We start from the raw sequence: 23,585 nt of genomic DNA, 5'->3' as shown, positions 1-23,585 counted from the left end.
CTCTTGCAGAAGCAAATCAAACTTTAAATTGAAGAGTTTGATCATGGCTCAGATTGAACGCTGGCGGCAGGCCTAACACATGCAAGTCGAGCGGTAGCACAGGAGAGCTTGCTCTTTGGGTGACGAGCGGCGGACGGGTGAGTAATGTCTGGGAAACTGCCTGATGGAGGGGGATAACTACTGGAAACGGTAGCTAATACCGCATAACGTCGCAAGACCAAAGCGGGGGACCTTCGGGCCTCGCGCCATCAGATGTGCCCAGATGGGATTAGCTAGTAGGTGGGGTAATGGCTCACCTAGGCGACGATCCCTAGCTGGTCTGAGAGGATGACCAGCCACACTGGAACTGAGACACGGTCCAGACTCCTACGGGAGGCAGCAGTGGGGAATATTGCACAATGGGCGCAAGCCTGATGCAGCCATGCCGCGTGTGTGAAGAAGGCCTTCGGGTTGTAAAGCACTTTCAGCGAGGAGGAAGGCAGTAAGGTTAATAACCTTGCTTATTGACGTTACTCGCAGAAGAAGCACCGGCTAACTCCGTGCCAGCAGCCGCGGTAATACGGAGGGTGCAAGCGTTAATCGGAATGACTGGGCGTAAAGCGCACGCAGGCGGTTTGTTAAGTTGGATGTGAAATCCCCGGGCTTAACCTGGGAACTGCATTCAAAACTGGCAAGCTAGAGTCTCGTAGAGGGGGGTAGAATTCCAGGTGTAGCGGTGAAATGCGTAGAGATCTGGAGGAATACCGGTGGCGAAGGCGGCCCCCTGGACGAAGACTGACGCTCAGGTGCGAAAGCGTGGGGAGCAAACAGGATTAGATACCCTGGTAGTCCACGCTGTAAACGATGTCGATTTGGAGGTTGTGCCCTTGAGGCGTGGCTTCCGGAGCTAACGCGTTAAATCGACCGCCTGGGGAGTACGGCCGCAAGGTTAAAACTCAAATGAATTGACGGGGGCCCGCACAAGCGGTGGAGCATGTGGTTTAATTCGATGCAACGCGAAGAACCTTACCTACTCTTGACATCCAGAGAATTTAGCAGAGATGCTTTAGTGCCTTCGGGAACTCTGAGACAGGTGCTGCATGGCTGTCGTCAGCTCGTGTTGTGAAATGTTGGGTTAAGTCCCGCAACGAGCGCAACCCTTATCCTTTGTTGCCAGCGGTTCGGCCGGGAACTCAAAGGAGACTGCCAGTGATAAACTGGAGGAAGGTGGGGATGACGTCAAGTCATCATGGCCCTTACGAGTAGGGCTACACACGTGCTACAATGGCGTATACAAAGAGAAGCGACCTCGCGAGAGCAAGCGGACCTCATAAAGTACGTCGTAGTCCGGATTGGAGTCTGCAACTCGACTCCATGAAGTCGGAATCGCTAGTAATCGTAGATCAGAATGCTACGGTGAATACGTTCCCGGGCCTTGTACACACCGCCCGTCACACCATGGGAGTGGGTTGCAAAAGAAGTAGGTAGCTTAACCTTCGGGAGGGCGCTTACCACTTTGTGATTCATGACTGGGGTGAAGTCGTAACAAGGTAACCGTAGGGGAACCTGCGGTTGGATCACCTCCTTACCTAATGATACTGATTCTGTGAAGTGTTCACACAGATTGTCTGATGAAAATGCTGAGCAAAAAGCACCTGTTGATGAATGAGTCTCTGACTCATGCTGATACGAACCGATTAGAGCTGTTGTGTTAATCGGGTTTTCGTGTCCCCATCGTCTAGAGGCCTAGGACACTGCCCTTTCACGGCTGTAACAGGGGTTCGAATCCCCTTGGGGACGCCATACCGATAATGAGTGAAAGACATTATCACCGGTTCTGCGGAACCGACAATAACGTAAAGATGACTTACGAGTCGTGTTTACGATATTTGCTCTTTAACAATCTGGAACAAGCTGAAAATTGAAACGAGCAATAGTGGCTCACTACTACTATTGTGATTCTCTCAAGCTTTCACACCTGAAACATTTTCGGGTTGTGAGGTTAAGTGAATAAGCGTACACGGTGGATGCCTAGGCAGTCAGAGGCGATGAAGGGCGTGCTAATCTGCGAAAAGCGTCGGTAAGCTGATATGAAGCGTTACAACCGACGATACCCGAATGGGGAAACCCAGTGCAATTCGTTGCACTATCATGTCATGAATACATAGTGGCATGAGGCGAACCGGGGGAACTGAAACATCTCAGTACCCCGAGGAAAAGAAATCAACCGAGATTCCCCCAGTAGCGGCGAGCGAACGGGGAAAAGCCCAGAGTCTGAATCAGCTTGTGTGTCAGTGGAAGCGTCTGGAAAGTCGCACAGTAAAGGGTGATAGTCCCGTACACGAAGATGCACAGGTTGTGAGCTCGATGAGTAGGGCGGGACACGTGACATCCTGTCTGAATATGGGGGGACCATCCTCCAAGGCTAAATACTCCTGACTGACCGATAGTGAACCAGTACCGTGAGGGAAAGGCGAAAAGAACCCCGGCGAGGGGAGTGAAATAGAACCTGAAACCGTGTACGTACAAGCAGTGGGAGCACTCTTTATGGGTGTGACTGCGTACCTTTTGTATAATGGGTCAGCGACTTATATTCTGTAGCAAGGTTAACCGTATAGGGGAGCCGCAGGGAAACCGAGTCTTAACTGGGCGTTAAGTTGCAGGGTATAGACCCGAAACCCGGTGATCTAGCCATGGGCAGGTTGAAGGTTGGGTAACACTAACTGGAGGACCGAACCGACTAATGTTGAAAAATTAGCGGATGACTTGTGGCTGGGGGTGAAAGGCCAATCAAACCGGGAGATAGCTGGTTCTCCCCGAAAGCTATTTAGGTAGCGCCTCGTGAATTCATCTTCGGGGGTAGAGCACTGTTTCGGCTAGGGGGTCATCCCGACTTACCAACCCGATGCAAACTACGAATACCGAAGAATGTTATCACGGGAGACACACGGCGGGTGCTAACGTTCGTCGTGAAGAGGGAAACAACCCAGACCGCCAGCTAAGGTCCCAAAGTCATGGTTAAGTGGGAAACGATGTGGGAAGGCATAGACAGCCAGGATGTTGGCTTAGAAGCAGCCATCATTTAAAGAAAGCGTAATAGCTCACTGGTCGAGTCGGCCTGCGCGGAAGATGTAACGGGGCTAAACCATGCACCGAAGCTGCGGCAGCGACACTTAGGCGTTGTTGGGTAGGGGAGCGTTCTGTAAGCCGTTGAAGGTGAACTGTGAGGTTTGCTGGAGGTATCAGAAGTGCGAATGCTGACATAAGTAACGATAAAGCGGGTGAAAAGCCCGCTCGCCGGAAGACCAAGGGTTCCTGTCCAACGTTAATCGGGGCAGGGTGAGTCGACCCCTAAGGCGAGGCCGAAAGGCGTAGTCGATGGGAAACAGGTTAATATTCCTGTACTTGGTGTTACTGCGAAGGGGGGACGGAGAAGGCTATGTCATCCGGGCGACGGTTGTCCCGGTTTAAGCGTGTAGGTGGGTGACTTTGATAAATCCGGGTCACTGTTAACACTGAGGCGTGATGACGAGGTACTACGGTACTGAAGTGACAGATGCCCAGCTTCCAGGAAAAGCCTCTAAGCATCAGGTAACATTGAATCGTACCCCAAACCGACACAGGTGGTCAGGTAGAGAATACCAAGGCGCTTGAGAGAACTCGGGTGAAGGAACTAGGCAAAATGGTGCCGTAACTTCGGGAGAAGGCACGCTGTGCGAGGTGTAGGGATTTACTCCTGAAGCTTTGCGCAGTCGCAGATACCAGCTGGCTGCAACTGTTTAATAAAAACACAGCACTGTGCAAACACGAAAGTGGACGTATACGGTGTGACGCCTGCCCGGTGCTGGAAGGTTAATTGATGGGGTTATCCGCAAGGAGAAGCTCTTGATCGAAGCCCCAGTAAACGGCGGCCGTAACTATAACGGTCCTAAGGTAGCGAAATTCCTTGTCGGGTAAGTTCCGACCTGCACGAATGGCGTAATGATGGCCAGGCTGTCTCCACCCGAGACTCAGTGAAATTGAACTCGCTGTGAAGATGCAGTGTACCCGCGGCAAGACGGAAAGACCCCGTGAACCTTTACTATAGCTTGACACTGAACCTTGAGCCTTGATGTGTAGGATAGGTGGGAGGCTTTGAAGTGTGGACGCCAGTCTGCATGGAGCCAACCTTGAAATACCACCCTTTAATGTTTGATGTTCTAACCTGGGCCCATGATCTGGGCTGGGGACAGTGTCTGGTGGGTAGTTTGACTGGGGCGGTCTCCTCCCAAAGAGTAACGGAGGAGCACGAAGGTTAGCTAATCCTGGTCGGACATCAGGAGGTTAGTGCAAAGGCATAAGCTAGCTTGACTGCGAGAGTGACGGCTCGAGCAGGTACGAAAGTAGGTCTTAGTGATCCGGTGGTTCTGAATGGAAGGGCCATCGCTCAACGGATAAAAGGTACTCCGGGGATAACAGGCTGATACCGCCCAAGAGTTCATATCGACGGCGGTGTTTGGCACCTCGATGTCGGCTCATCACATCCTGGGGCTGAAGTAGGTCCCAAGGGTATGGCTGTTCGCCATTTAAAGTGGTACGCGAGCTGGGTTTAGAACGTCGTGAGACAGTTCGGTCCCTATCTGCCGTGGGCGTTGGAGAATTGAGGGGGGTTGCTCCTAGTACGAGAGGACCGGAGTGAACGCACCACTGGTGTTCGGGTTGTCATGCCAATGGCATTGCCCGGTAGCTACGTGCGGAAGAGATAAGTGCTGAAAGCATCTAAGCACGAAACTTGCCCCGAGATGAGTTCTCCCTTGTCCCTAGAGGACGCTAAAAGGCCGTTGAAGACGACGACGTAGATAGGCTGGGTGTGTAAGTGCAGCGATGCATTGAGCTAACCAGTACTAATGACCTGTGAGGCTTAACCTTACAACGCCGAAGATGTTTTGGTGGTTGTGAGTGGTGATGAAGAGAATCGTTACTCGTAATTCAGCTTGTTGACAGATTGGTCTTGCTGGCTCGAAAGGACGGGTGAGATGAAACAGAATATGCCTGGCGGCGATAGCGCGGTGGTCCCACCTGACCCCATGCCGAACTCAGAAGTGAAACGCCGTAGCGCCGATGGTAGTGTGGGGCTTCCCCATGTGAGAGTAGGGAACTGCCAGGTTTTTATATCGATTATCAGACGGTGTCTGGTAATGAAAAAGTATCGGTGGAGCGGTAGTTCAGTCGGTTAGAATACCTGCCTGTCACGCAGGGGGGCGCGGGTTCGAGTCCCGTCCGTTCCGCCACTAAAAAGAAAAGCCCTGAGCGATTGCTCAGGGCTTTTTACTTTCTCCTGTCATTTGCTTGCTCTGTAAAGATCTGTTATGCAGTGCAAGTCTTGCCGAATATCCCTGTCACTCAGGCCATTCTTTGCTTAAAGTAATAGCGTGTAGCACTGAAGAGACAAGCAGGTTCGTTGTGCGAAAAAAAACCTATGCGGTAAGGTACAGTGCGGGGCAGCCCGTAGAGAGAATTTTTTCCTCTGGTATACAGTATCCTGTTATGCAGGCACTGCCAGAGGAGCCGTTGCTTGAAAAAAACGATGTACTGCGTGTATTGGTATGGAACATCTACAAACAGCAGCGCCTGCACTGGCTTTCTGTATTACAAAACTTCGGTAAAGATGCGCATCTGGTTTTACTGCAAGAAGCACAAAGTACGCCTGAGCTGATTCGTTTTGCAACGGCGAACTATGTTGCTACCGATCAGGTTCCTGCCGTTGTTCTCCCGCAACACCCTTCGGGAGTGATGACGCAGTCTGCGGCGCAACCGTTATATTGCTGTCCGCTAAGAGAGAGAGAACCTCTGCTGCGCCTGTCTAAGTCGGCGCTGATTACGGTTTATGCATTGCAGAGTACTCAGCAACTGATGGTCATTAATATCCATGCGATTAATTTCAGCATCGGTGTTGAAGTCTATGGCAAACAGCTAGATGCGATTGGTGAACAGGTCAAACGTCATGCCGGACCTGTGGTCATGGCTGGGGATTTCAATGCCTGGAGCCGGCAGCGTATCAATGCGCTCTATCAATTTGCCAGTGAGATTGCTTTGCGCGAGGTTCGCTTTGTCGACGACCAGCGGCGTCGGACGTTCGGCCGCCCGTTAGATTTTGTTTTTTACCGTGGTTTGCATGTCATGCAATCTTCTGTTTTGGTTACCCAGGCGTCTGACCATAACCCGTTGTTGGTTGAATTTCAGTTGCCAGCATGACGTTAAAACAACACGAAAAAAACCACGATGGTTAACCACCGTGGTTTTTTTATAGGCTAAACAGCACTTAAGAGTCTGGTGATGTTGCCGTATTCACGAACAACGTTAACCGATCTCCAGGCTGAATATTCGCCTTTTTATTGATGACTGAATTCCACCGCATGACATCTGCGATATCTACCCCATGGCGTTTAGCGATACTCGCGAGAGAGTCTCCTTTACGCACCTGATAGGTAATGGAATTACTGTTACCTTTTTTACTGCCGGTAGAGGCTTGTGCCACCTGAAGCGATTGACCAACCTTCAGCGCGTTAGCGCTGGCCAGATTGTTCCACTTGCGCAGATCCTGCGCGCTGACCTTCAGTTTCGCCGCAATACCTGACAGGGTGTCGCCTGAACGAACCTTGTATTCGGTACTTGTGGATAGCTGCGCCAGTTTAGTGGGTTGTACAGCGGCGATATCGCCATCTGCCAACGAATCCTTCAACTGCTCAACATGAGCTTTAGGCACCATAATGTAATGTGGCCCGTTCGGCGCGGTCACGTCACGTTTGTAGCCCGTGTTGTAGCTCTTCAGTTTTGTTAGCGACAATCCCGCCATTTCAGCAGCTTGCGTCAACTCCATCTGTTGACCCAGGTCTACCTGCGCCAGTGCTCGACTTTCGTTGGGCTTAGGTAACTCAATGCCGTATTTTTTGCTATTCTTAAGAATATCGCTCAAGGCCAACATTTTCGGGACATAAAGTGACGTTTCACGTGGTAACGCCAATGCCCAGTAACTTGTTGACCTGCCTTTTGCCTTATTTGCTTTTACTGCTTGCAATACACGACCTTCACCGCTGTTATAGGCGGCGATGGTAAGTAGCCAGTCACCATCAAACATTGTGTTGAGGCGCTGCATCATGTCTAAGGCAGCCGTCGTTGATGCAACAACATCGCGACGACCATCATACCACTGGTTCTGTTTCAAACCGTAGTTACGCCCAGTGCCTGGCACAATCTGCCAGAGCCCTGCGGCATTGGCGGATGATGTGGCCTTGGGATCAAAAGCGCTCTCCACTATGGGTAGCAGTACCAGTTCCATCGGCATTTTGCGCTGCTTAATCTGCTCGACTATCCAGTACATGTACGGCTCTGCCCGTAATGTTACATCGTGGAGATAGCTCTTATTTTTTAAGTATCGTGTTTTTTGCTCGCGGATCCGGATGTTATCCGGAACCTCCATCTTCAGCTCGTCGCTAATGAAGTTCCACAGGTCGCGCTGCGCTAGGCCATTATTATCCAGCCAGCGCGCGGATGTCTCTCGACTTCCTGTGTACTTTCCTGCTTCACCTTGACCTGCTGAAGACAGACTCTGCCCATGTTGTTTCGGTTGAGAGGTGTCTTGGTAGACCCCTTGGCAACCTGCCAACAAGACTGAGGCGATAATAATCGCTTGAGCCTTCATATGTGTGTCAATAGTTTGCTTAAAAGACGAGCAATAATACTTTGATTAGCCGATCAGCACAACAAAAACCTTCAGAAGCAATCTTTCTTACCCCGTAATTGGGCGAAAACTTGCCAATCCTCTATGTTACCGGGTTTTATTTTTAATTTTTCTTTTAAATCAGTATCATGGCACCTAAGGAAAAGGTTGATTTTTCGTTCAAGACCAAGGGTGGTTGGCAATGTTGATTGAGATTTATCGCGTAATAGCCTGATTTCAGAAAGGTAAGCGGTAATATTGCATTCTTCAGGCCAGATAGTGTGAGCAAACTCAAGATTTGACAGGGTGTACTCATGTGCGCAGCAAATACGAGTGTCATCGGGCAGTTTTGATATTTTATCAATTGATTCATGCATTTGCCTTGGGGTTTCTTCGAAAATTCGCCCACAGCCAGCCGAAAACAGTGTATCTCCACAGAATAAATAAGGGGCTGAGTAGTACGAAATGTGACCTAAAGTGTGACCTGGTACAGAAAACACGGAGAAATCCGAATTAAGTAACTTAATGTGATCGCCATCGCGCAAAATGTGTGTCGCACCACGCTGCGCGGTCTCTTCGGGTCCATAAACCGGCAAGTCAGGGTAAGTCTTCTGGATATCAGGCACCCCCGCGACATGGTCACTGTGATGATGGGTGAGCAACACCGCTACCGGCGTGAGTTGATGTTTATGTAGCGCTTGCAATACTGGTTCTGCTTCACCGGGATCGACAATGACACAACGGTGCTGTGCGTCATGTAATAGCCAAATGTAGTTGTCCGAAAGTGCTGCAATACTGATAAGATTCATGTGATACCTCATTTATACCCGTCATACTTCAAGCTGTATGCACGTTGGCTGCGTTCACTCACCTGAATCGCTTACCTGACTAAGCTTATCGTGATGAATGAACCTCATCCCTGAGGTTCACCCTGTGGGTTAGCGCAGGCGCTGTTCAAATTTGTTCCTTACTTGCCGCCTTCCTGCAACGCGAATTATTTAGGGTATATTACGTGTTCTGAGATAGCTATTGGGTCTGAGGGAGAATACTAATCTATGAAGCCAGCGCATACGCCTCAGGCTTATTCTTTGCCAACGTGTTGGGAGGATATCCCTTGGGGCGCACATTACCAGCAGGCGCTTGAACATGCATTGGCAGCGTGGTGGCCGCGTGTGTTTGGCTTCCACCTACTGAAAGTGGGCGCGCTCAGCAACGCTATCGCGACGGACTCGTGTGCCATTTCTCATCAGGTTAATATCAATCCGTACGCTGCTGATGGTGTACATGTCTTGGCTGACCCTTACCAACTCCCCTTTTCTGAGAAGTCTATCGATGCCTGTTTGCTGGCGCATACGCTCTCTTATTCGTCGGATCCGCACCGTATTTTACGCGAGGTGGACCGGGTATTGATCAATGACGGCTGGTTATTGCTGAGTGGGTTTAATCCAATAAGCCTGCTTGGGGCTGGAAAGCTGACGCCCGGTCTTCGTCAATGCCAACCCTATTGTGCACGCATGTTCACGCAGATGCGTATGGTCGACTGGCTCAGCTTGCTCAATTATGAAGTGCTGTATCAGGGAACCTTCCACGTGGTGCCGTGGAAGATACCGCAGAAGATAACAACATCAGCGCCACACTCTGCGCCCTTAGGCTGTCTGATGCTCCTTGTTGCGCGAAAACGTACCATTCCGCTTACCATGTCTCCCTTGCGCCAGAAATTCAACAAACTACCGGTGCGCAGGGCTGTGGGGGCAACCAAGAGTTATCGTAAAGGATACCGGCCATTTTAAGCGGGTTATTCCGGCTGATACCCGGTATCGTCCTGCGTCGGGTGCGACGCCGCCTGGCGTGCCAGTTCATCACATTTCTCGTTCTCTGGATGGCCCGCATGGCCTTTGACCCACTCCCAACGCATCGTGTGTCGCTGAATGGCGGTGTCCAGGCGCTGCCAGAGATCGATATTCTTAACCGGTTTTTTATCGGCGGTTTTCCAGCCTTTAAGTTTCCAATTGTGGATCCAGCGCGTGATACCCTGCCGCACATATTGGCTATCGGTACTCAGTACCACCGTACACGGCGTGGTCAATGCTTCCAACGCCGCAATCGCCGCCATTAACTCCATGCGATTATTGGTCGTCAGGCGATAACCTGCACTCAAGGTTTTTTCGTGCTGTTTGTAGCGCAGCACAACGCCATAACCACCTGGGCCGGGATTTCCCAGACAAGAACCATCGGTGAAAATTTCTACCTGCTTTGTCATCTCTGGTAGACTCTGCCTTAATCATAAAAACCGTAAGTCTGACATAAAACGAAAGCGATGAGCACTGCAATTACACGACAGATCGTTCTGGATACCGAAACCACGGGTATGAACAGGCTTGGCGTTCATTATGAAGGCCATAAAATTATTGAGATTGGTGCGGTGGAGGTCATTAATCGCCGCCTGACGGGGCGCCATTATCATGTGTATATCAAGCCTGATAGACTGGTTGATCCGGAAGCGTTCATGGTGCACGGCATCAGCGATGAGTTTTTACAAGATAAACCTGCCTACGCTGAGATAGCTGAGGAATTTATTGAGTTCATTCGCGGTGCGGAACTGGTTATTCATAATGCCACGTTTGATATCGGCTTTATGGACTATGAATTTCGTATGCTGAATCGGGATATCCCGAAGACAGAGACGTTTTGCAAGATCACCGATAGCCTCATGGTCGCGCGTAAGCTGTTTCCTGGTAAAAGAAACAGCCTGGATGCATTGTGCGATCGTTATCAGATAGATAACAGCAAACGAACGCTGCACGGGGCGTTACTCGACGCCGAAATCTTGGCTGATGTCTACCTGGCCATGACCGGGGGACAAACCTCTTTGGCGTTTGCCATGGAGAGTGACACCCAGCAAGTGAGTGCAGAAAGTGAGAGCGTACAGCGAATTGCGCGCCAAGCGTCAACGTTGCCCATCATTTATGCTAGCCCGGAAGAACTGGCTGCACATGAAACGCGCCTCGATCTGATTGCCAAAAAGGGAGGCAGTTGCTTGTGGCGCCAATGATCATCATCCGGTTGATGATGATTACAGCATGACGCTGGAATTATAAACAAACAGTATGAATTGATTATAAAAAGCATTGACGCCATACCCAGATCACCTTAGTATTCATCCCGCTCGCAAGGGCATGTTAATGGGGAGCGGTAGTTCAGTCGGTTAGAATACCTGCCTGTCACGCAGGGGGTCGCGGGTTCGAGTCCCGTCCGTTCCGCCAATAACTAGAGAATGCTGATATAAGTTCGCTTATATCAGCATTTTTTTTTGCTTTCTCGCTGGGTGCTGAATTTATCAACAGTAAAGAAAACGAAATGGTGTAGTATTTCCTTCGATGAAAATGCAATGTATTAGCTACGATACTGGCTTTTAGCGCGGGTGAGATGAAATTTATTCATTGGTTCGTGTGAATGAGTGGGTTCGCTGCCGTGTTAGATATTATCGATTATAAGAATTTTAAACAGATAATTTATGTTATATTTTCTCTGTCTATGCCATGCCCCCTTTACTGAAAATCATGTGCATGACCTTCTGTCTGCGCGTGTTATTGCCGTTGAATGCTAATAAATTAAAAATAAAACAATATATTATCTCTGGTTGAGTGGTCTGGTATCACATGAGCAATGTTTATGTGGGCCGCTATCAATTCCATTACGCGACCTGCTTGTGTGTTTTTATTTATCGTTTCATTTCTCCTATCGATATTTTATTCTTTTTTCTTTGAATGTTTAGTGTTTATGACTAAATGTTGATTTCTCATTCATTTTATAATGAACCTATGTAGATAGGCCGTTTTTTTTATATTTTTATGATTAAGCATCTGTCTAACTTATTTTTGTTAGTTATTCTTATCATCTTTTTAAAGAAAGGTAATATTAATTGTTGTTTGTTTTATGTGTGTATTTTTCATAGGTAAGAAAAATCTTATTATTTTTTCTATTCTTGCTAGTGCTTTGTTACTTGATAGGTTGTGGCAATTGTTCTTTGGGTTTTCTTTATAAATATTGCCATTGTTAATGGCGAAAAAGAGATGCTATAAAATCCCCGCAATATAATGAGTGTTGAACATTACCAAGTCGAAAAGACCTGGTGAAAATAATAGCATTAATAAATGGAGAGAATTGGATATGCATTCTTTAGCAAATTATTTTCAGGGAAAGTCTATCGTGGGTTATATGTATTTTACTGAAGTAATGCAAAATTTTAAAAATGATCAGCGCGGGGTAACCGCTGTTGAATATGCTATTGTAGCCGCGGGTGTTGCTGCGGTGGTTACGGTTATTTTTGGTGAAAGTGGGCCTGTTAGAGATATGTTGTCAACAATTTTCAACAAGATCAAAACGAAAGTGGATGCTTCTATTTAATAGAGGTTATTGACTATCCTCTGGAAAGTTGAAGTGATACTTTAACCTGAAACAGGTACTTTATATCTGCATGTTTTTATTAAAGTGCCTGTTTCGAAAGCCTTTATTGATCTCATGCGGTAGCTATATGTCAAAAAAAAGAGGGGATTCTTATAATGGGTATTATACCTGATTGTTATTTTATAACAACAGAGAAAGCGGATTAGCGTTGAAATGAAAAAGAGCGCATTGATTATTTACCTGTTAATGATTCTGACTGGCAGCATTGGTATTTTATTCTATATGAAATCCGCACGTACGCCGACATCAGGAACGAGTGACATGCGGGGAGATTCTTTAGCAGAAACCATTGTCGTGGCCGTCGCCCAGCGAGACCTGTCTGCCAACAATGTTCTGAAGAAAGATGATTTTCAATTGAAAAATATATCTGTATCACCAGAAAGCACTGATATGCAGTTCAATATAAAACAAAATGACCTTATTCATTGGGCACTTAAAAGTGCGGTAGCCAAAGGCACCTACCTTCAACCAGCGGCGTTGGTTGAGCCAGGCAGTGATGATTATATCGCTATGTTTATCATGCCAGGAAATGTGCTTTACCCCTTTGAGTTAGATGCTTCTGAGCATTATCTGTTAACCAATTTAAAACCAGGTGCCAGTGTGGATATCTATCTTTCCTATGGACTCCGTCAAGACGATAACGGAAGTGAGGACATTATCTCGCCCGCGAGGTCGATTCGCGATACCCGGCTTAAACCCCTGATGATCAATAGGCGTGTATTGGCAATTCGTCGGATAAACCAGGATGAAAAAGAGAAGTCTCAAGAAAGTAGAAGCCAACTCCTGGTTGAACTGAGAGATTCAGAAATCAAACTGCTAAAAGGATTAGAAGGCAACGCCAAAATACTGCTATTTCCCACGGCCAGAAACCCGATTGACTTGCGTTCGAGAGGTAGTGAAACTCTATCCGGCAAAGAGGCAACATGGCCCGTCAGCAGTGCCCCCCTGTTTGATGAACCTCGCTCGCGGCCCACACACGAGTGGCGCGGTTAACAGGTATTGCCTGTTGGGGCATAAGGAAATTTTAACAGAGGAACAAGTTTGATGATGAAGCGCTTCTCATTTCACGCTCGCCTGATGCTAGCACTGATTTTATTGTGTCCGTTAACTGCAATGGCCGATCAACTCTTTTTAAAGCCTGGGCAGTCAAAAACATTACGAACCAAAGGGCGTGTTAATACGGTATTTATCTCAGATCCCTCAGTAGCGGACTATAAGGTATTGAATGAAAACACCATCGTATTGTATGCGAAAGTACCCGGTATTTCAGAGGTCACTGCCTATGATGCTGACACAAAAATTTTGGCTGATTTACAAATAAATGTTGATTCCTTCCTGGGGGATATCAATCAGCGCATTGTGGTTGAGTTTCCCGGTAGTCAGGTGGTAGTTAAGAGTTTTATCAGCAGTGAAGGTAAATCTTATATCCTGACGGGGACGGTACCCGATGAGGAAACCCGTGGTGCGGTATACCAGTTAGTGGGCAGCGTCGTAGGAAAGGAAGGCCGAGATCTGAAGGTGAATCATGGTTCTGAAGGTCAAAACAGTTCAGAAGTTTTCTTTATGACAAACAAAATCTATAGCAATGTAATAAACAGATTACAATTACCCTCATCCAATCAAGTTAATGTAAAGCTCAGCGTTGTTGAGGTAAGTAAAAAATTCACAGACACTTTAGGGATCGAATGGAGTAATTTAACCCTCAGTGGACTGATTAAAGGAAATGGGGTTATTAATGATCCTGGTGTTTTTAGTTTGATGGGTCTTAAACGTGGATTCGATGCAGAAAATATCAGCACGACAATCAGTGCTGTTAATAATGACAGTTTGGCTCGAGTACTCGCTCAGCCCAATCTCACCGTGTTGTCCGGTGAAGTGGCCAGCTTTTTAGTCGGTGGTGAAATCCCGCTCTTAGTACAAGGTAAAGAGAGTACAACCATACAATATAAAGAATATGGTATTCGATTAAATGTTGCTGCTAAAGTTGAAAAAAAACAGAAAATAAAACTGTTGGTTTCTAACGAAATTAGCAGTGTTTCAGGGAGTTATGCATACAATAATTACAGTATACCTCAGATAAAAACGCGGCGTTCCAGCTCTACGATCGAAGTGGCCGATGGTGATAGCTTTGTGATTGGCGGTTTACTCAATGAAGAGGATGTGGAATCACTGACCAAGGTTCCTTTCATTAGTGAGATTCCTATTCTTGGGGCGCTGGCGCGTAAATCTCACACGGAAAGAAATAAAACAGAATTGGTGGTCTTTGCGACGGTCGATCTGGTTAAACCCGTGTCTTCGGCATCACGACAGAAAATTAAGTTACCTGAATATCACCGTAGCTCATCCGTTCAATTATTTTTTAATAGTGGTGTAGATAAAAATACCCGTGAAGGACGGCTTGACAGTGATGCCCGCAGTTTTATGGAACGCGGTGGTTTTGCCAAATAGTCATGATTAACCAGGGTGCTATACATTGGAGTTGCACATGAAATTATTTTTTGATACCAAAACGAATAATAAAAATACAACATTGAAGTCGCAGAAGAAAAAATTTGCACAGCCAATTTTAATTATTTCACCACGACCTGATGTGATGTCTGAAATCGTCAGTCAGTTGTTAATGCATCATTTAGCTGATGTCATACCGCATGAAGCGAATTTTTTTACTATGAATGATAATCCCGCTGCCAGCGATGCCATCGCAGTGATTGTCGATATTGGCGACGTGGATAATGTTGAACTTATTATGCAGATGGTTGCGCTACTCATTCCGGTTTCGGCAAAACCGATTTTGGTGGGCAATAATGACTCAATCCGCTTTGCACATGCATTGATGATGTCAGGAACCAGCTATCTGCATATTGGATCACAGTTAGCGCAATTGCCCGATCTGATTCGTGACCCTATTCCGACTGCGCATAACCGAGTGACAATGAAAATCAGCGTTCTGGGATGCAAGGGAGGGGCAGGGGCATCCACCGTGGCGCATCAGCTTTTTAAAGCCGCGGGAATGCTGACCTCAATACCCATGCTATTGGTGCAGGGGTGCAGCGGCAGTCGGGATTTGGATTTATTGTTAGCTAAAGCGTTACCCAACGACGGCAGCATTGCCGATCTTACCGCTCATCAGTCGGTAAAGATGGAAACGTGCGATGCAGCATGGCTGTACGAGGATACCGCGTTTAATCGCTATAATCTGGCTTTCTTTGATCATGGCATTCATACACACCTCGAACAGCAACTGGAACAGGCATTTATACAATCCCATGTCATTGTGTTGGTAATTTCACGGGCGTTAGCCTCATTGCGTGTGGCGAAAAATATACTGGAAGAGCATAAACGTTTCTTGCTGGCAAACCCGCTGAAAGAAACGCGTATTTTTCTGTGTTTAAACGAGAGTCATCCCAAAAATACGGATGAGCTTGTTAATGCTGATATTGAAGAATATCTCGGGCTCGCTATTTTTAGCGTAAATGCCTACAACGTTCATCATAATCAACTCTCCTCAGAGAGTTCACTTTATCGACTTGCTGCTCACCTGTTAGGCAAGTCGTTGGGCCCTAAGCCTGCTCGTAAAGTTCTGTTTTCCCTGCCGACTTTTCGTCGTACTGCGCGTCAAAATGCGGTCGTGTGATTTTTGGTCTTTTTGATAGCTGAGCGTGGGACACGGAACAAGTGAAAGAGGGAAAAGGTGATGAATATTGAAACTGAAATGACCAGCACACTGCTCTATTTCCGCGAGCAGGTGCTTAAAAATATCGATTTAGAGCGCATTGATGAGTTGAAAAATCAGCGCGAATCGTTGTTGCGAGAAGTTAACGACGCCATTCAACGCGTGATGAATAACACAGGACAATATCTTTCAAGCCGGGTTTGTAACTGCTTAAGTGAGCTTATTGCCGATGAGATTACGGGGTATGGACCGCTGCGTGAGCTGATGGAAGATGAAAGTATCAGTGACATTCTGGTTAATGGGCCTGATCGTATTTTTGTTGAGCGAGCGGGGAAATTGGAATTAGTTGATAAGCGTTTTATTAGCAACGAGCAGTTGATTGATATTGCCCGTCGACTGGTTGCGCGGGTGGGGCGCCGCGTTGATGACTCGCAACCGTTGGTCGATGCGCGCATGCCTGACGGTAGTCGCCTGAACGTGGTCATCGCGCCTGTTGCACTGGATGGTGCCTCGATCTCAATTCGTAAGTTTGGCTCCGGGCAGAGAACGCTGGCCAATCTGATTGAGTACGGCAGCATGAATGAGATGATGGCGAATTTTCTGGTTATCGCGAGTCGCTGTCGCGTCAACATTATTGTCTCTGGCGGGACCGGATCTGGGAAAACAACCCTGCTAAATGCCATGTCCCACTATATCGATGAAGGCGAGCGGGTACTGACGCTGGAAGATGCCGCTGAGTTGCGTTTACAGCAACCGCATGTTGTCAGGTTGGAAACCCGCATGGCCGGTGCCGAGAACCAAGGCCAGGTTACTATGCGCCATCTTGTCGTCAATGCACTGCGTATGAGGCCCGATCGCATCATTATCGGGGAGTGCCGAGGAGAAGAAGCGTTCGAAATGTTGCAGGCAATGAACACCGGCCATGATGGATCCATGTCAACCTTGCATGCCAACTCACCGCGTGATGCTTTAGCGCGTCTGGAAAGTATGGTCATGATGTCAAGCGCGGCACTTCCCCTTGCAGCAATCCGCCGTAATATCGTATCGGCAATCCATATCGTTGTTCAGGTATCGCGCTTGCCTGATGGCTCACGTAAAGTCATTAATATTACAGAAGTAATGGGCATGGAAGGCGATAATATTATCTTGCAAGATATCTTCAGCTATTCCGCGCAGGCCGAACGCTCTGAAACAGGTGCCATTCAGGGAAGTTTTACCTCTTACGGTCTATTACAGCGATCAACCGTATACCAACAGGCAATAGTCCATGACATGCAAGAGCCTTTGAAACAACTGTTCGGAAATAAATTACCATGATCTTCATCTTCATAAGCATGCTCCTGCTTGGCTTGCTCCAACTTGTGCTCGAGCATCGGAAGAAAAAAAATATTCAACGCTTACGCCACGTTGCTACTGTACCGAGAACAAACAAGTTAACCTACCAACTTAAGCAGCATGCATTATGGCAACGTTTGGTGGCACTTTTCAGTGATATTTCTCGGTATTTACTCGGTAAAAAGTATGATCTGGCGTTAAAAAATGGTTTGGTTGTCTTCGCAGTTCAAGGGGTAAGCATTTATAGTAGCCTGGAGTATTTACATATTGATTTACTTATTGTATCGCCGCTTATGGTGTTGTTGACATTGTATATACTTTTCCAACGGAGTAAAAAAGCGGCGCGAGTAGCATTCGAAACCACATTTTCGGAGGCGTTGAATATTATTAACAGCGTTATTAGTGCTGGGAATTCAGTGATGCTCGGCATTGAACAGTGTGGTGAGAAGATTGCAGGTGTTGTTGGAGAAGAGTTTAGAAAAATATCTCAGCGCCTTGAAATTGGTGAGGATATTGAAAGTGTTTTAATGGAGTCGTATCGACGTTTACCCTATAGAGAGTATTATTTTTTTATTGTCACTGTTTTGGTGAACATGAAAGGGGGAGGGCAAATCAAAGATGTCATGACGCGGTTAGCAACCATGATCTCTAATGGAAGAATTATTGATAGAAAAAAATTGGCCATGACATCTGAAATCCGAATGTCTGTGAAAATATTAACAGGAATTCCGATTTTTTTCTTCTTTTTCATAAAGTTCACCTCTCCAAACAGTTTTGCCATATTGCTTTATGATCCAATAGGTAAGTACATACTTTATTATGCGGTAGGTAGCATTTTCTCGGGGATTTTTATCCTTTGGTTAATGATGAATAAGTTATAGGTGAGTTATGTTTTATCTATTTTCACTGCTTATAATGACTCTGGGTCTGGGTGGCATTCTTATCCATTTTCTAAAAGGCAAGAATAAAAACAAATCATTAATGTTGTTGGATGTATATAAAAATTCACGGAATGACACTGAAGCCCAGGATAATGCATCGCATGTTGAAAAGATTTTGATAAAATCAAGCCGTTTAATTTCGATTGCATCATTGTTAGATAAAAATGTAATACTAAAAATGCTAACCGTCGTTACGCTGGGTGGAGTGTTATTTTTTCTGAACATAAGTGGCATCCTCCAAGTGTCAATGAATGTTTTACTCATTTGCTTTTTAATCCTGAGTGTATCAGTCATTGTTTTACCTGATGTGGTCAAAAAGCGTATTATTGTAAAACGGTTAAAAAGCATATCAAATGATTTACCTTTTATTATTGATATGATGGCGGTTTGTATTCAGTCTGGAATGACGGTTGAAAAATCCATGCGATATATTAGTGATAATACCAAGCATGTTAATAAAGATATTGCCAAAATTCTGGAACGTGTCATGTTAAAAACAGAGGTTAGTGGAATCAATGCCGCGTTGGAACAACTTTATCAAGAGATAGCCAGTAATGAAGTGAGGATGTTTTGTACGACATTACAGCAGAGTATAAATTTTGGCTCATCCATTTATAAAATGTTGATCGCTTTAGGTAAAGAAATGAGAGATATACAGTTACTCGATATGGAAGAAAAAGTGGCAAGCTTGTCGGCCAAAATGACCATGCCGATGATTGGCTTTATCATGTTTCCATTGTTGGCAATAATTGTCGGACCAGGTTTGATAGGGATGATGGCATTATGGGGAAATTAGTTCATGTATTACTATTACTTTCAGTTTTTTCTCTCACAGGATGTGTAACCAAGAGTGGAAATCACAATGCTATTGACGAGGAGCAGAAGGAATTTATTCTTACCAAGATGAATGATTATCAAGGGCTAATTAAGTTATATCGTGAAAAACTAAATCGAAAAGAGGATGCAAAGATACGGTATATTTTGGCTAGTCATTATCACTCTGCGATGGATTATGAATCATCACGGCATTATTTAGCACCGTTGCTGGCCGATAATCCCAATGAAGATATTCTGTTACTTGAAGGCAAGAATTTGCTGGAACAAGGACGCATTGCTGAAGCGCTTGAGTGCGTTAGGGCGGCTTTGAATAAAAACCCTGACAATGGGGAAGCGTTAAACACGCAAGGTGTGTTGTTGGCGCAGCTGGGAAATTACCTTGGTGCCAAGGTAGCGTTTGATAGCGCTCGAGCGCATTTTGTTGATGAAGATAAAGTCATTAATAACCTCGCGATGTTGGCCATTATGCAAGAGGATTATTCTACCGCAAGGGGTTATCTGGCCCCCTTGTATGCGCGAGGGTATACGGGTGAAAACTTATTACATAACTTAGTGTTTGTACTGGTGAAACTGCGGGATTTTGAGGGTGCAGAAGCGGTATTGAATCGAGCTAAGAACGTTGATATCCGTGAAGGCTTGCTTGAATCGTTATCAAAAATCAAGCCCCGCTCTCAACGCCAGTTACAGCAACGCGAATTGCTGGCTAAACAAGATGTATCGATAAAAAAAGGCCAGGATGACGAAGATGCTACGCCCACATTATCGTTATCTAAAGAACCGAATAACGAGATTATTGCGGTCCGGGCGGGACAACATGAAAAATATTTCCGCATGGCAATGGAGTCACGGGAAAGAATAGCCGTTAAAGAACTCGGTGATAGAGCGCCGAACCAGATAATCTATGAATTACAAGGCGTGACGGCGAGTGATGACATATTACATATAGGAAATAACTTGATGGCAGAGGGTAATGTAAAATCAATTTCAATTGTTCATAAAGACAAAAATACCATTTTGTTGACGTTCTTATTAAAGAAAAAAATGGATAAATTGAAGGTGTTTCACCTTGACGCGGAGAAATCAGCGCCTGAGAGATTGGTGTTTGATTTCTATCACGGCTAATTTTCATCGAGGGTATTCTCTGAGTGGTATCCTCAAACGGGTTTTTATTGTATTAGGTTGATTACCGGATCGTCTGCTGATTCGTTACACCATACCATTCAGTGAATTATAAACGCCTCTGGCATTTTCAAGGGATGATGTAAAGTGAAAGTAGAAGGGATGCTGACAATTGCTATTAGTATAATGTTGCTGTTCGTCTGTTATACGGATATTCGTTGTCGGAAAATTACCAATGCGACGACATTGCTCATTTTTTTGCTCTCACTTTTATTAGCCTTTCATCATCCTGAGGATCTTTCTTTAACAGTGCTGTTGCTATTGTTTTGTATTGGCTTTGTTTTCTCTATCGTCGGCGTAATAGGTGCAGGCGATGTGAAACTGGTATGTGCATTATCAACAGGGCTCTCAACGACAGAGATAGGTAGTTTTTTATTTTTGATGGGAATGGCGGGGATCCCACTCACGTTACTCACGTGTTTATATTATAGACTGTTCTCAAGAAATAACGCTATCACTATACCCTATGGTATTGCTATTTGCTCTGGCTATTGGCTCTTGTGGGCTGTGTAAGTAAAAGGAATAAAGAATTGAACAACAAAACATCATGGTATCGTTCCAGCAGCGGAAGTGCTGCGCTTGAGTTTTCTTTACTCTTTATCCCCTTTGTTATGGCATTTCTTTTTCTCGCAGAGCTGTGTCGGGTGGTTTATATCTCATCCGCTTTGGATTTGATTCTGGCTGAATCCAGCTATCGAACATCGCTTCGGCAGCCTGGCAGTGATTATCACGCTTATTTTACGAAAGCCATGAATAAGCGTTTAGGGGTATGGCCATTATTTACTGGGAATATAGCGGTTAGTTCCTCTGCACGTTATTGTAATAATATCAATGTATTAATTGATAATGGCAAACATTGCTCATCGACTCATGCAACTGGAAAACCGCTGGCACTGTATCTCGTTAATATTCATTACCAGCCTCTCTTCTTTCTATTTCCGACAATGATGGTTGAACAGCAGTGGAAGAGAAAGGTTACTTTTGTTCAGGAATTTCAGCGAGGAGAATTGTAATATGTCTTCGCTTTACAGAAATAGAAAACTTTTGTCTGAGATAAAAAGTGAAAAAGGAAGCGTAGCAATTGAGTTTTTTTTCTACTTTTTTTCTATTGTACTGCTCTGTTTTTTATTAGTTGATTACAGTCGATATTTTTTAAACAAAGGTTACATGGAACGGGTTAATCATTCTCTTGCCACCGTGTTACGTGAACGTACTGCACTTTATCATGGGAAAGAGATCTTGACGCAGAATGATGTCAACCAGTTAGATTTGCTGGCAAAGATGCTCTTGGCTGAATCTCGTATCGGGGAAAAGTATAATCTCTATGTGGATGTTATCTACTTTGATGAAGATGTAAAGTCAGAAAAAAAGATAAAAGGTAAGCCAATATCGTTCACTGTACTTCATGCGAATAATGGCAATTGTCCAAAGTCAGAGTTTGCGAAGGATTTCACTAAACGTATTCCGCTTTCCCCTTTTTCTCATGCTGATACTGGGGCGACGCGAACTGAGCATTGGTTACCTATATATCAAGTCACTCTCTGTACTCAAAGTCACTATAGTTTGTTAATGAAAATATTACGTTCGATTGGACCATCTCTAGGAGATATCTCTGTGAGTAATGCGGTAATCCCTCGGTGAGTTTTTGGCGTTTAATAATTATTTCAGGGAGCGTTATGAAGATAAAATATGCTGTTGATTTCTTTTTGTTGGTATTCCGCAGGGAGTCTGGGGCAATGGCATTGCCGTTTGCTATTATGTTTCCAATGTTATTGATGTTTTTTTCTTTTGCCCTTGATGGGGCGCATTTCCAGTCAAACCGTGCCCGATTGGCAGATGCGATGAATCAGGGGATTTTAGCCATTGCGATAAACGATCGATGTGATTACGTTGCGGATAAAGAATGCGCTGTTAAGCATGGAAACAAAGATGCCAATGAAAAGGTTCTGAGCCACTATCTGAATTATTATCTGCCCTATGTGACGTTTACTAAGAATGATCTTGACGTTATTGTCAGTTTGAATCGTGATAATTCAGAAAAATTAACCTCAATTGATTATAATGCATCTGGGATTGCGACATTACATCCTATTTTCAAAAAATATAATGAGGTTGGATTTAACGATGATATTCATATACGTGCAGACAGTTCTGCTGGCACGGTAAGAAAATCTATGGAAAATAAAAATATTCCTACGGATTTTGTTTTTGTTGTAGACGTTTCCGCCTCAATGGCTGAGGATATTAATGGGTCAACGTCTGCTGTTAAAGGTGGTAAAAAATATGATATTTTGAAAAATGCGGTAGTGGATTTTTCTCAAGCCATTCTTAATGGTAATGAGAAAAATACCATTGGCATTGTTCCTTTTAGTATTGGTGTTCCTGTTAAATTGAGTAAAAATGACCTTTTTGGTGGAAAAGAAATTGGCTGTTCTTTTGTCGGTAAACTTAAAAAAGAGTATGCGAAGGTCAGTAATAAAAAGATTGATTTTAACTTTTGGTATAACAAAAAATTCAATAAGAATAATGAGAGTTTTGAACAGCAGGATAAGACAATCACCTCTTATTACAAATCAATCGTCTCACCGTTTTTGGGACTCACCATGGATCAAATGGTTAATGATAAAAAGTGGTGCACTGAAATATCTAAGGTAAATGATTCTTACAGCTGTGATGCTGATCCTCGTGCTAATTTGCGGGCGCATCATGACGAATATACTCTTCATTATAACAAGGTTAAGGAATTATCCGCATCAGCAAAAAATAATTTAAACGTTGTAAATCTTGACACTATTGATTTCGATGGAACTTTGACGGATGATTATTTGTTTTCAGATAAGTCAGTGACTACGTATACTTACTTTCCTTATTATGGAATCGATAGCATGTTTTATCACATGTGTCTTGGTTCTGTGCCAGGAGGGGTAAAGTCAATCATTGAATCTCAGGCAATGACGAAAACTGATATTGCTGGGTTGTCGCGAGACAGCGTGTCTCCGTACTCTTATTTAATTGAATTGACCTCTGATGCTAGCATTATCTCTCAATTTAAGAAAATGGCGATTCTTGGAGGAAGCACTGATAGTACCAGTGGTTTGTTACGATCGCTACCTGTTATCGCTAAGGGTAATAACCCTAAAAAGGTCATTATCATGGTTACTGATGGCGAAGATAGCGGTGGACCGAAAGAATTGGCTACAGCGCTTCATCAGGAACACCATATTTGCAAAAAAATAAAAGAGGGTTTATTAAATCACAATAAAATCCATAAGACAGTTGCGGTGGATATATTTTTTATTTCCTTGGATAAGAATGGAGTTGATGGTAAGAATGTTAAGTTTTGGCGGGAATCCTGTGTTGGAGACGATAACGCTTTTGTTGTGAGTGATTATCACAGTATGGTGAATATACTGGCAAAAATATCTAAAAAAGAAAAAATAAACTTTATCGATAAAAGTGGTTTTTAATTGATAGG

Annotated in this window: 18 protein-coding genes, 3 tRNA genes and 3 rRNA genes; 21 read left to right on the top strand and 3 right to left on the bottom strand. The window is 45.0% G+C overall.

Features of this window, described 5'->3' with window-relative positions:
- The first annotated feature begins 25 nt into the window (after nt 1-25).
- From K6K13_RS15960 to K6K13_RS15935, 6 genes are all read left to right on the top strand, one after another.
- A 16S ribosomal RNA gene (locus K6K13_RS15960) occupies nt 26-1,567 on the top strand.
- A 139-nt stretch (nt 1,568-1,706) separates the two neighbouring features.
- Nucleotides 1,707-1,782, top strand: a tRNA-Glu gene (locus K6K13_RS15955).
- Nucleotides 1,783-1,979: 197 nt separating this feature from the next.
- Nucleotides 1,980-4,887 (top strand): 23S ribosomal RNA (locus tag K6K13_RS15950).
- A gap of 122 nt (nt 4,888-5,009) precedes the next feature.
- Nucleotides 5,010-5,125, top strand: a 5S ribosomal RNA gene (gene rrf, locus K6K13_RS15945).
- The 16S, 23S and 5S rRNA genes sit together here with 2 tRNA genes alongside, the layout of an rRNA operon.
- 47 nt (nt 5,126-5,172) lie before the next feature.
- Nucleotides 5,173-5,249 (top strand) — tRNA-Asp (locus tag K6K13_RS15940).
- Nucleotides 5,250-5,421: 172 nt separating this feature from the next.
- The gene (locus K6K13_RS15935; RefSeq protein WP_222157867.1) at nt 5,422-6,213 is read left to right on the top strand and encodes an endonuclease/exonuclease/phosphatase family protein; all 792 of its coding nucleotides are present in this window, start codon (nt 5,422-5,424) and stop codon (nt 6,211-6,213) included.
- Nucleotides 6,214-6,280: 67 nt separating this feature from the next.
- On the opposite strand, the gene mltD is transcribed toward K6K13_RS15935, so the two are convergent.
- Nucleotides 6,281-7,660: a murein transglycosylase D gene (gene mltD / locus K6K13_RS15930; protein ID WP_222157866.1), complete on the bottom strand. Its 1,380-nt coding sequence runs from the start codon at nt 7,658-7,660 to the stop codon at nt 6,281-6,283.
- Between the two features lie 71 nt (nt 7,661-7,731).
- A complete protein-coding gene (gloB, locus tag K6K13_RS15925; RefSeq protein WP_222157865.1) occupies nt 7,732-8,487 on the bottom strand; it encodes a hydroxyacylglutathione hydrolase in 756 nt (251 codons plus the stop codon).
- 246 nt (nt 8,488-8,733) lie between these two features.
- Here gloB and K6K13_RS15920 point away from each other — a divergent pair, with 246 nt between their 5' ends.
- Nucleotides 8,734-9,468 (top strand): class I SAM-dependent methyltransferase, encoded by a 735-nt coding sequence (locus tag K6K13_RS15920; protein WP_222157864.1) that lies wholly within the window; start codon nt 8,734-8,736, stop codon nt 9,466-9,468.
- Between the two features lie 5 nt (nt 9,469-9,473).
- On the opposite strand, the gene rnhA is transcribed toward K6K13_RS15920, so the two are convergent.
- Nucleotides 9,474-9,938, bottom strand: a complete 465-nt coding sequence (rnhA, locus tag K6K13_RS15915) for a ribonuclease HI (protein WP_222157863.1) — start codon at nt 9,936-9,938, stop codon at nt 9,474-9,476.
- A 57-nt stretch (nt 9,939-9,995) separates the two neighbouring features.
- On the opposite strand from rnhA, the gene dnaQ reads away from it, so the two are divergent.
- The 14 genes from dnaQ to K6K13_RS15845 all read left to right on the top strand — a co-directional run bounded on the left by dnaQ (nt 9,996) and on the right by K6K13_RS15845 (nt 23,577).
- Complete coding sequence (gene dnaQ / locus K6K13_RS15910; protein ID WP_222157862.1) at nt 9,996-10,730, top strand: DNA polymerase III subunit epsilon; 735 nt, start codon at nt 9,996-9,998, stop codon at nt 10,728-10,730.
- 134 nt (nt 10,731-10,864) lie between these two features.
- Nucleotides 10,865-10,941, top strand: a tRNA-Asp gene (locus K6K13_RS15905).
- 907 nt (nt 10,942-11,848) lie between these two features.
- Nucleotides 11,849-12,085: a Flp family type IVb pilin gene (locus K6K13_RS15900; RefSeq protein ID WP_222157861.1), complete on the top strand. Its 237-nt coding sequence runs from the start codon at nt 11,849-11,851 to the stop codon at nt 12,083-12,085.
- Between the two features lie 213 nt (nt 12,086-12,298).
- Nucleotides 12,299-13,138, top strand: coding sequence for a CpaB family protein (locus K6K13_RS15895; protein WP_222157860.1), 840 nt, complete (start codon nt 12,299-12,301; stop codon nt 13,136-13,138).
- A 51-nt stretch (nt 13,139-13,189) separates the two neighbouring features.
- The gene (locus K6K13_RS15890; protein WP_252120320.1) at nt 13,190-14,593 is read left to right on the top strand and encodes a type II and III secretion system protein family protein; all 1,404 of its coding nucleotides are present in this window, start codon (nt 13,190-13,192) and stop codon (nt 14,591-14,593) included.
- Nucleotides 14,594-14,630: 37 nt separating this feature from the next.
- Nucleotides 14,631-15,779, top strand: coding sequence for a CpaE/TadZ family protein (locus tag K6K13_RS15885; protein WP_222157859.1), 1,149 nt, complete (start codon nt 14,631-14,633; stop codon nt 15,777-15,779).
- Nucleotides 15,780-15,839: 60 nt separating this feature from the next.
- Nucleotides 15,840-17,135, top strand: a complete 1,296-nt coding sequence (locus K6K13_RS15880; protein ID WP_252120319.1) for a TadA family conjugal transfer-associated ATPase — start codon at nt 15,840-15,842, stop codon at nt 17,133-17,135.
- Nucleotides 17,132-18,034 (top strand): type II secretion system F family protein, encoded by a 903-nt coding sequence (locus tag K6K13_RS15875; protein ID WP_222157858.1) that lies wholly within the window; start codon nt 17,132-17,134, stop codon nt 18,032-18,034. Before K6K13_RS15880 ends, K6K13_RS15875 begins: the two co-directional genes overlap by 4 nt.
- 7 nt (nt 18,035-18,041) lie before the next feature.
- Nucleotides 18,042-18,890, top strand: a complete 849-nt coding sequence (locus K6K13_RS15870) for a type II secretion system F family protein (RefSeq protein ID WP_222157857.1) — start codon at nt 18,042-18,044, stop codon at nt 18,888-18,890.
- A complete protein-coding gene (locus tag K6K13_RS15865) occupies nt 18,878-20,053 on the top strand; it encodes a tetratricopeptide repeat protein (RefSeq protein WP_222157856.1) in 1,176 nt (391 codons plus the stop codon). Before K6K13_RS15870 ends, K6K13_RS15865 begins: the two co-directional genes overlap by 13 nt.
- 144 nt (nt 20,054-20,197) lie before the next feature.
- Nucleotides 20,198-20,623 (top strand): A24 family peptidase, encoded by a 426-nt coding sequence (locus K6K13_RS15860; RefSeq protein WP_222157855.1) that lies wholly within the window; start codon nt 20,198-20,200, stop codon nt 20,621-20,623.
- A 17-nt stretch (nt 20,624-20,640) separates the two neighbouring features.
- The gene (locus K6K13_RS15855; protein WP_222157854.1) at nt 20,641-21,123 is read left to right on the top strand and encodes a TadE/TadG family type IV pilus assembly protein; all 483 of its coding nucleotides are present in this window, start codon (nt 20,641-20,643) and stop codon (nt 21,121-21,123) included.
- Nucleotide 21,124: 1 nt separating this feature from the next.
- Complete coding sequence (gene tadF, locus K6K13_RS15850; RefSeq protein WP_222157853.1) at nt 21,125-21,751, top strand: tight adherence pilus pseudopilin TadF; 627 nt, start codon at nt 21,125-21,127, stop codon at nt 21,749-21,751.
- A gap of 35 nt (nt 21,752-21,786) precedes the next feature.
- Nucleotides 21,787-23,577 (top strand): VWA domain-containing protein, encoded by a 1,791-nt coding sequence (locus K6K13_RS15845; RefSeq protein WP_222157852.1) that lies wholly within the window; start codon nt 21,787-21,789, stop codon nt 23,575-23,577.
- The last annotated feature ends 8 nt before the right edge of the window (nt 23,578-23,585 follow it).

Origin of the sequence: Symbiopectobacterium purcellii (assembly GCF_019797845.1) — a bacterium.
GTDB classification, from domain to species: Bacteria; Pseudomonadota; Gammaproteobacteria; order Enterobacterales; family Enterobacteriaceae; genus Symbiopectobacterium; species Symbiopectobacterium purcellii.
Note: the sequence above shows the minus strand (reverse complement) of the source record. Positions and strands in the feature narration are given on the sequence as shown.

What these genes read in the sequence shown, in the direction of transcription:
- mltD (WP_222157866.1), bottom strand. Translation starts at nt 7,660, where the DNA reads ATGAAGGCTCAAGCGATTATTATCGCCTCAGTCTTGTTGGCAGGTTGC.
- gloB (WP_222157865.1), bottom strand. Translation starts at nt 8,487, where the DNA reads ATGAATCTTATCAGTATTGCAGCACTTTCGGACAACTACATTTGGCTA.
- K6K13_RS15920 (WP_222157864.1), top strand. Translation starts at nt 8,734, where the DNA reads ATGAAGCCAGCGCATACGCCTCAGGCTTATTCTTTGCCAACGTGTTGG.
- rnhA (WP_222157863.1), bottom strand. Translation starts at nt 9,938, where the DNA reads ATGACAAAGCAGGTAGAAATTTTCACCGATGGTTCTTGTCTGGGAAAT.
- dnaQ (WP_222157862.1), top strand. Translation starts at nt 9,996, where the DNA reads ATGAGCACTGCAATTACACGACAGATCGTTCTGGATACCGAAACCACG.
- K6K13_RS15900 (WP_222157861.1), top strand. Translation starts at nt 11,849, where the DNA reads ATGCATTCTTTAGCAAATTATTTTCAGGGAAAGTCTATCGTGGGTTAT.
- K6K13_RS15895 (WP_222157860.1), top strand. Translation starts at nt 12,299, where the DNA reads ATGAAAAAGAGCGCATTGATTATTTACCTGTTAATGATTCTGACTGGC.
- K6K13_RS15890 (WP_252120320.1), top strand. Translation starts at nt 13,190, where the DNA reads ATGATGAAGCGCTTCTCATTTCACGCTCGCCTGATGCTAGCACTGATT.
- K6K13_RS15885 (WP_222157859.1), top strand. Translation starts at nt 14,631, where the DNA reads ATGAAATTATTTTTTGATACCAAAACGAATAATAAAAATACAACATTG.
- K6K13_RS15880 (WP_252120319.1), top strand. Translation starts at nt 15,840, where the DNA reads ATGAATATTGAAACTGAAATGACCAGCACACTGCTCTATTTCCGCGAG.
- K6K13_RS15875 (WP_222157858.1), top strand. Translation starts at nt 17,132, where the DNA reads ATGATCTTCATCTTCATAAGCATGCTCCTGCTTGGCTTGCTCCAACTT.
- K6K13_RS15870 (WP_222157857.1), top strand. Translation starts at nt 18,042, where the DNA reads ATGTTTTATCTATTTTCACTGCTTATAATGACTCTGGGTCTGGGTGGC.
- K6K13_RS15865 (WP_222157856.1), top strand. Translation starts at nt 18,878, where the DNA reads ATGGGGAAATTAGTTCATGTATTACTATTACTTTCAGTTTTTTCTCTC.
- tadF (WP_222157853.1), top strand. Translation starts at nt 21,125, where the DNA reads ATGTCTTCGCTTTACAGAAATAGAAAACTTTTGTCTGAGATAAAAAGT.
- K6K13_RS15845 (WP_222157852.1), top strand. Translation starts at nt 21,787, where the DNA reads ATGAAGATAAAATATGCTGTTGATTTCTTTTTGTTGGTATTCCGCAGG.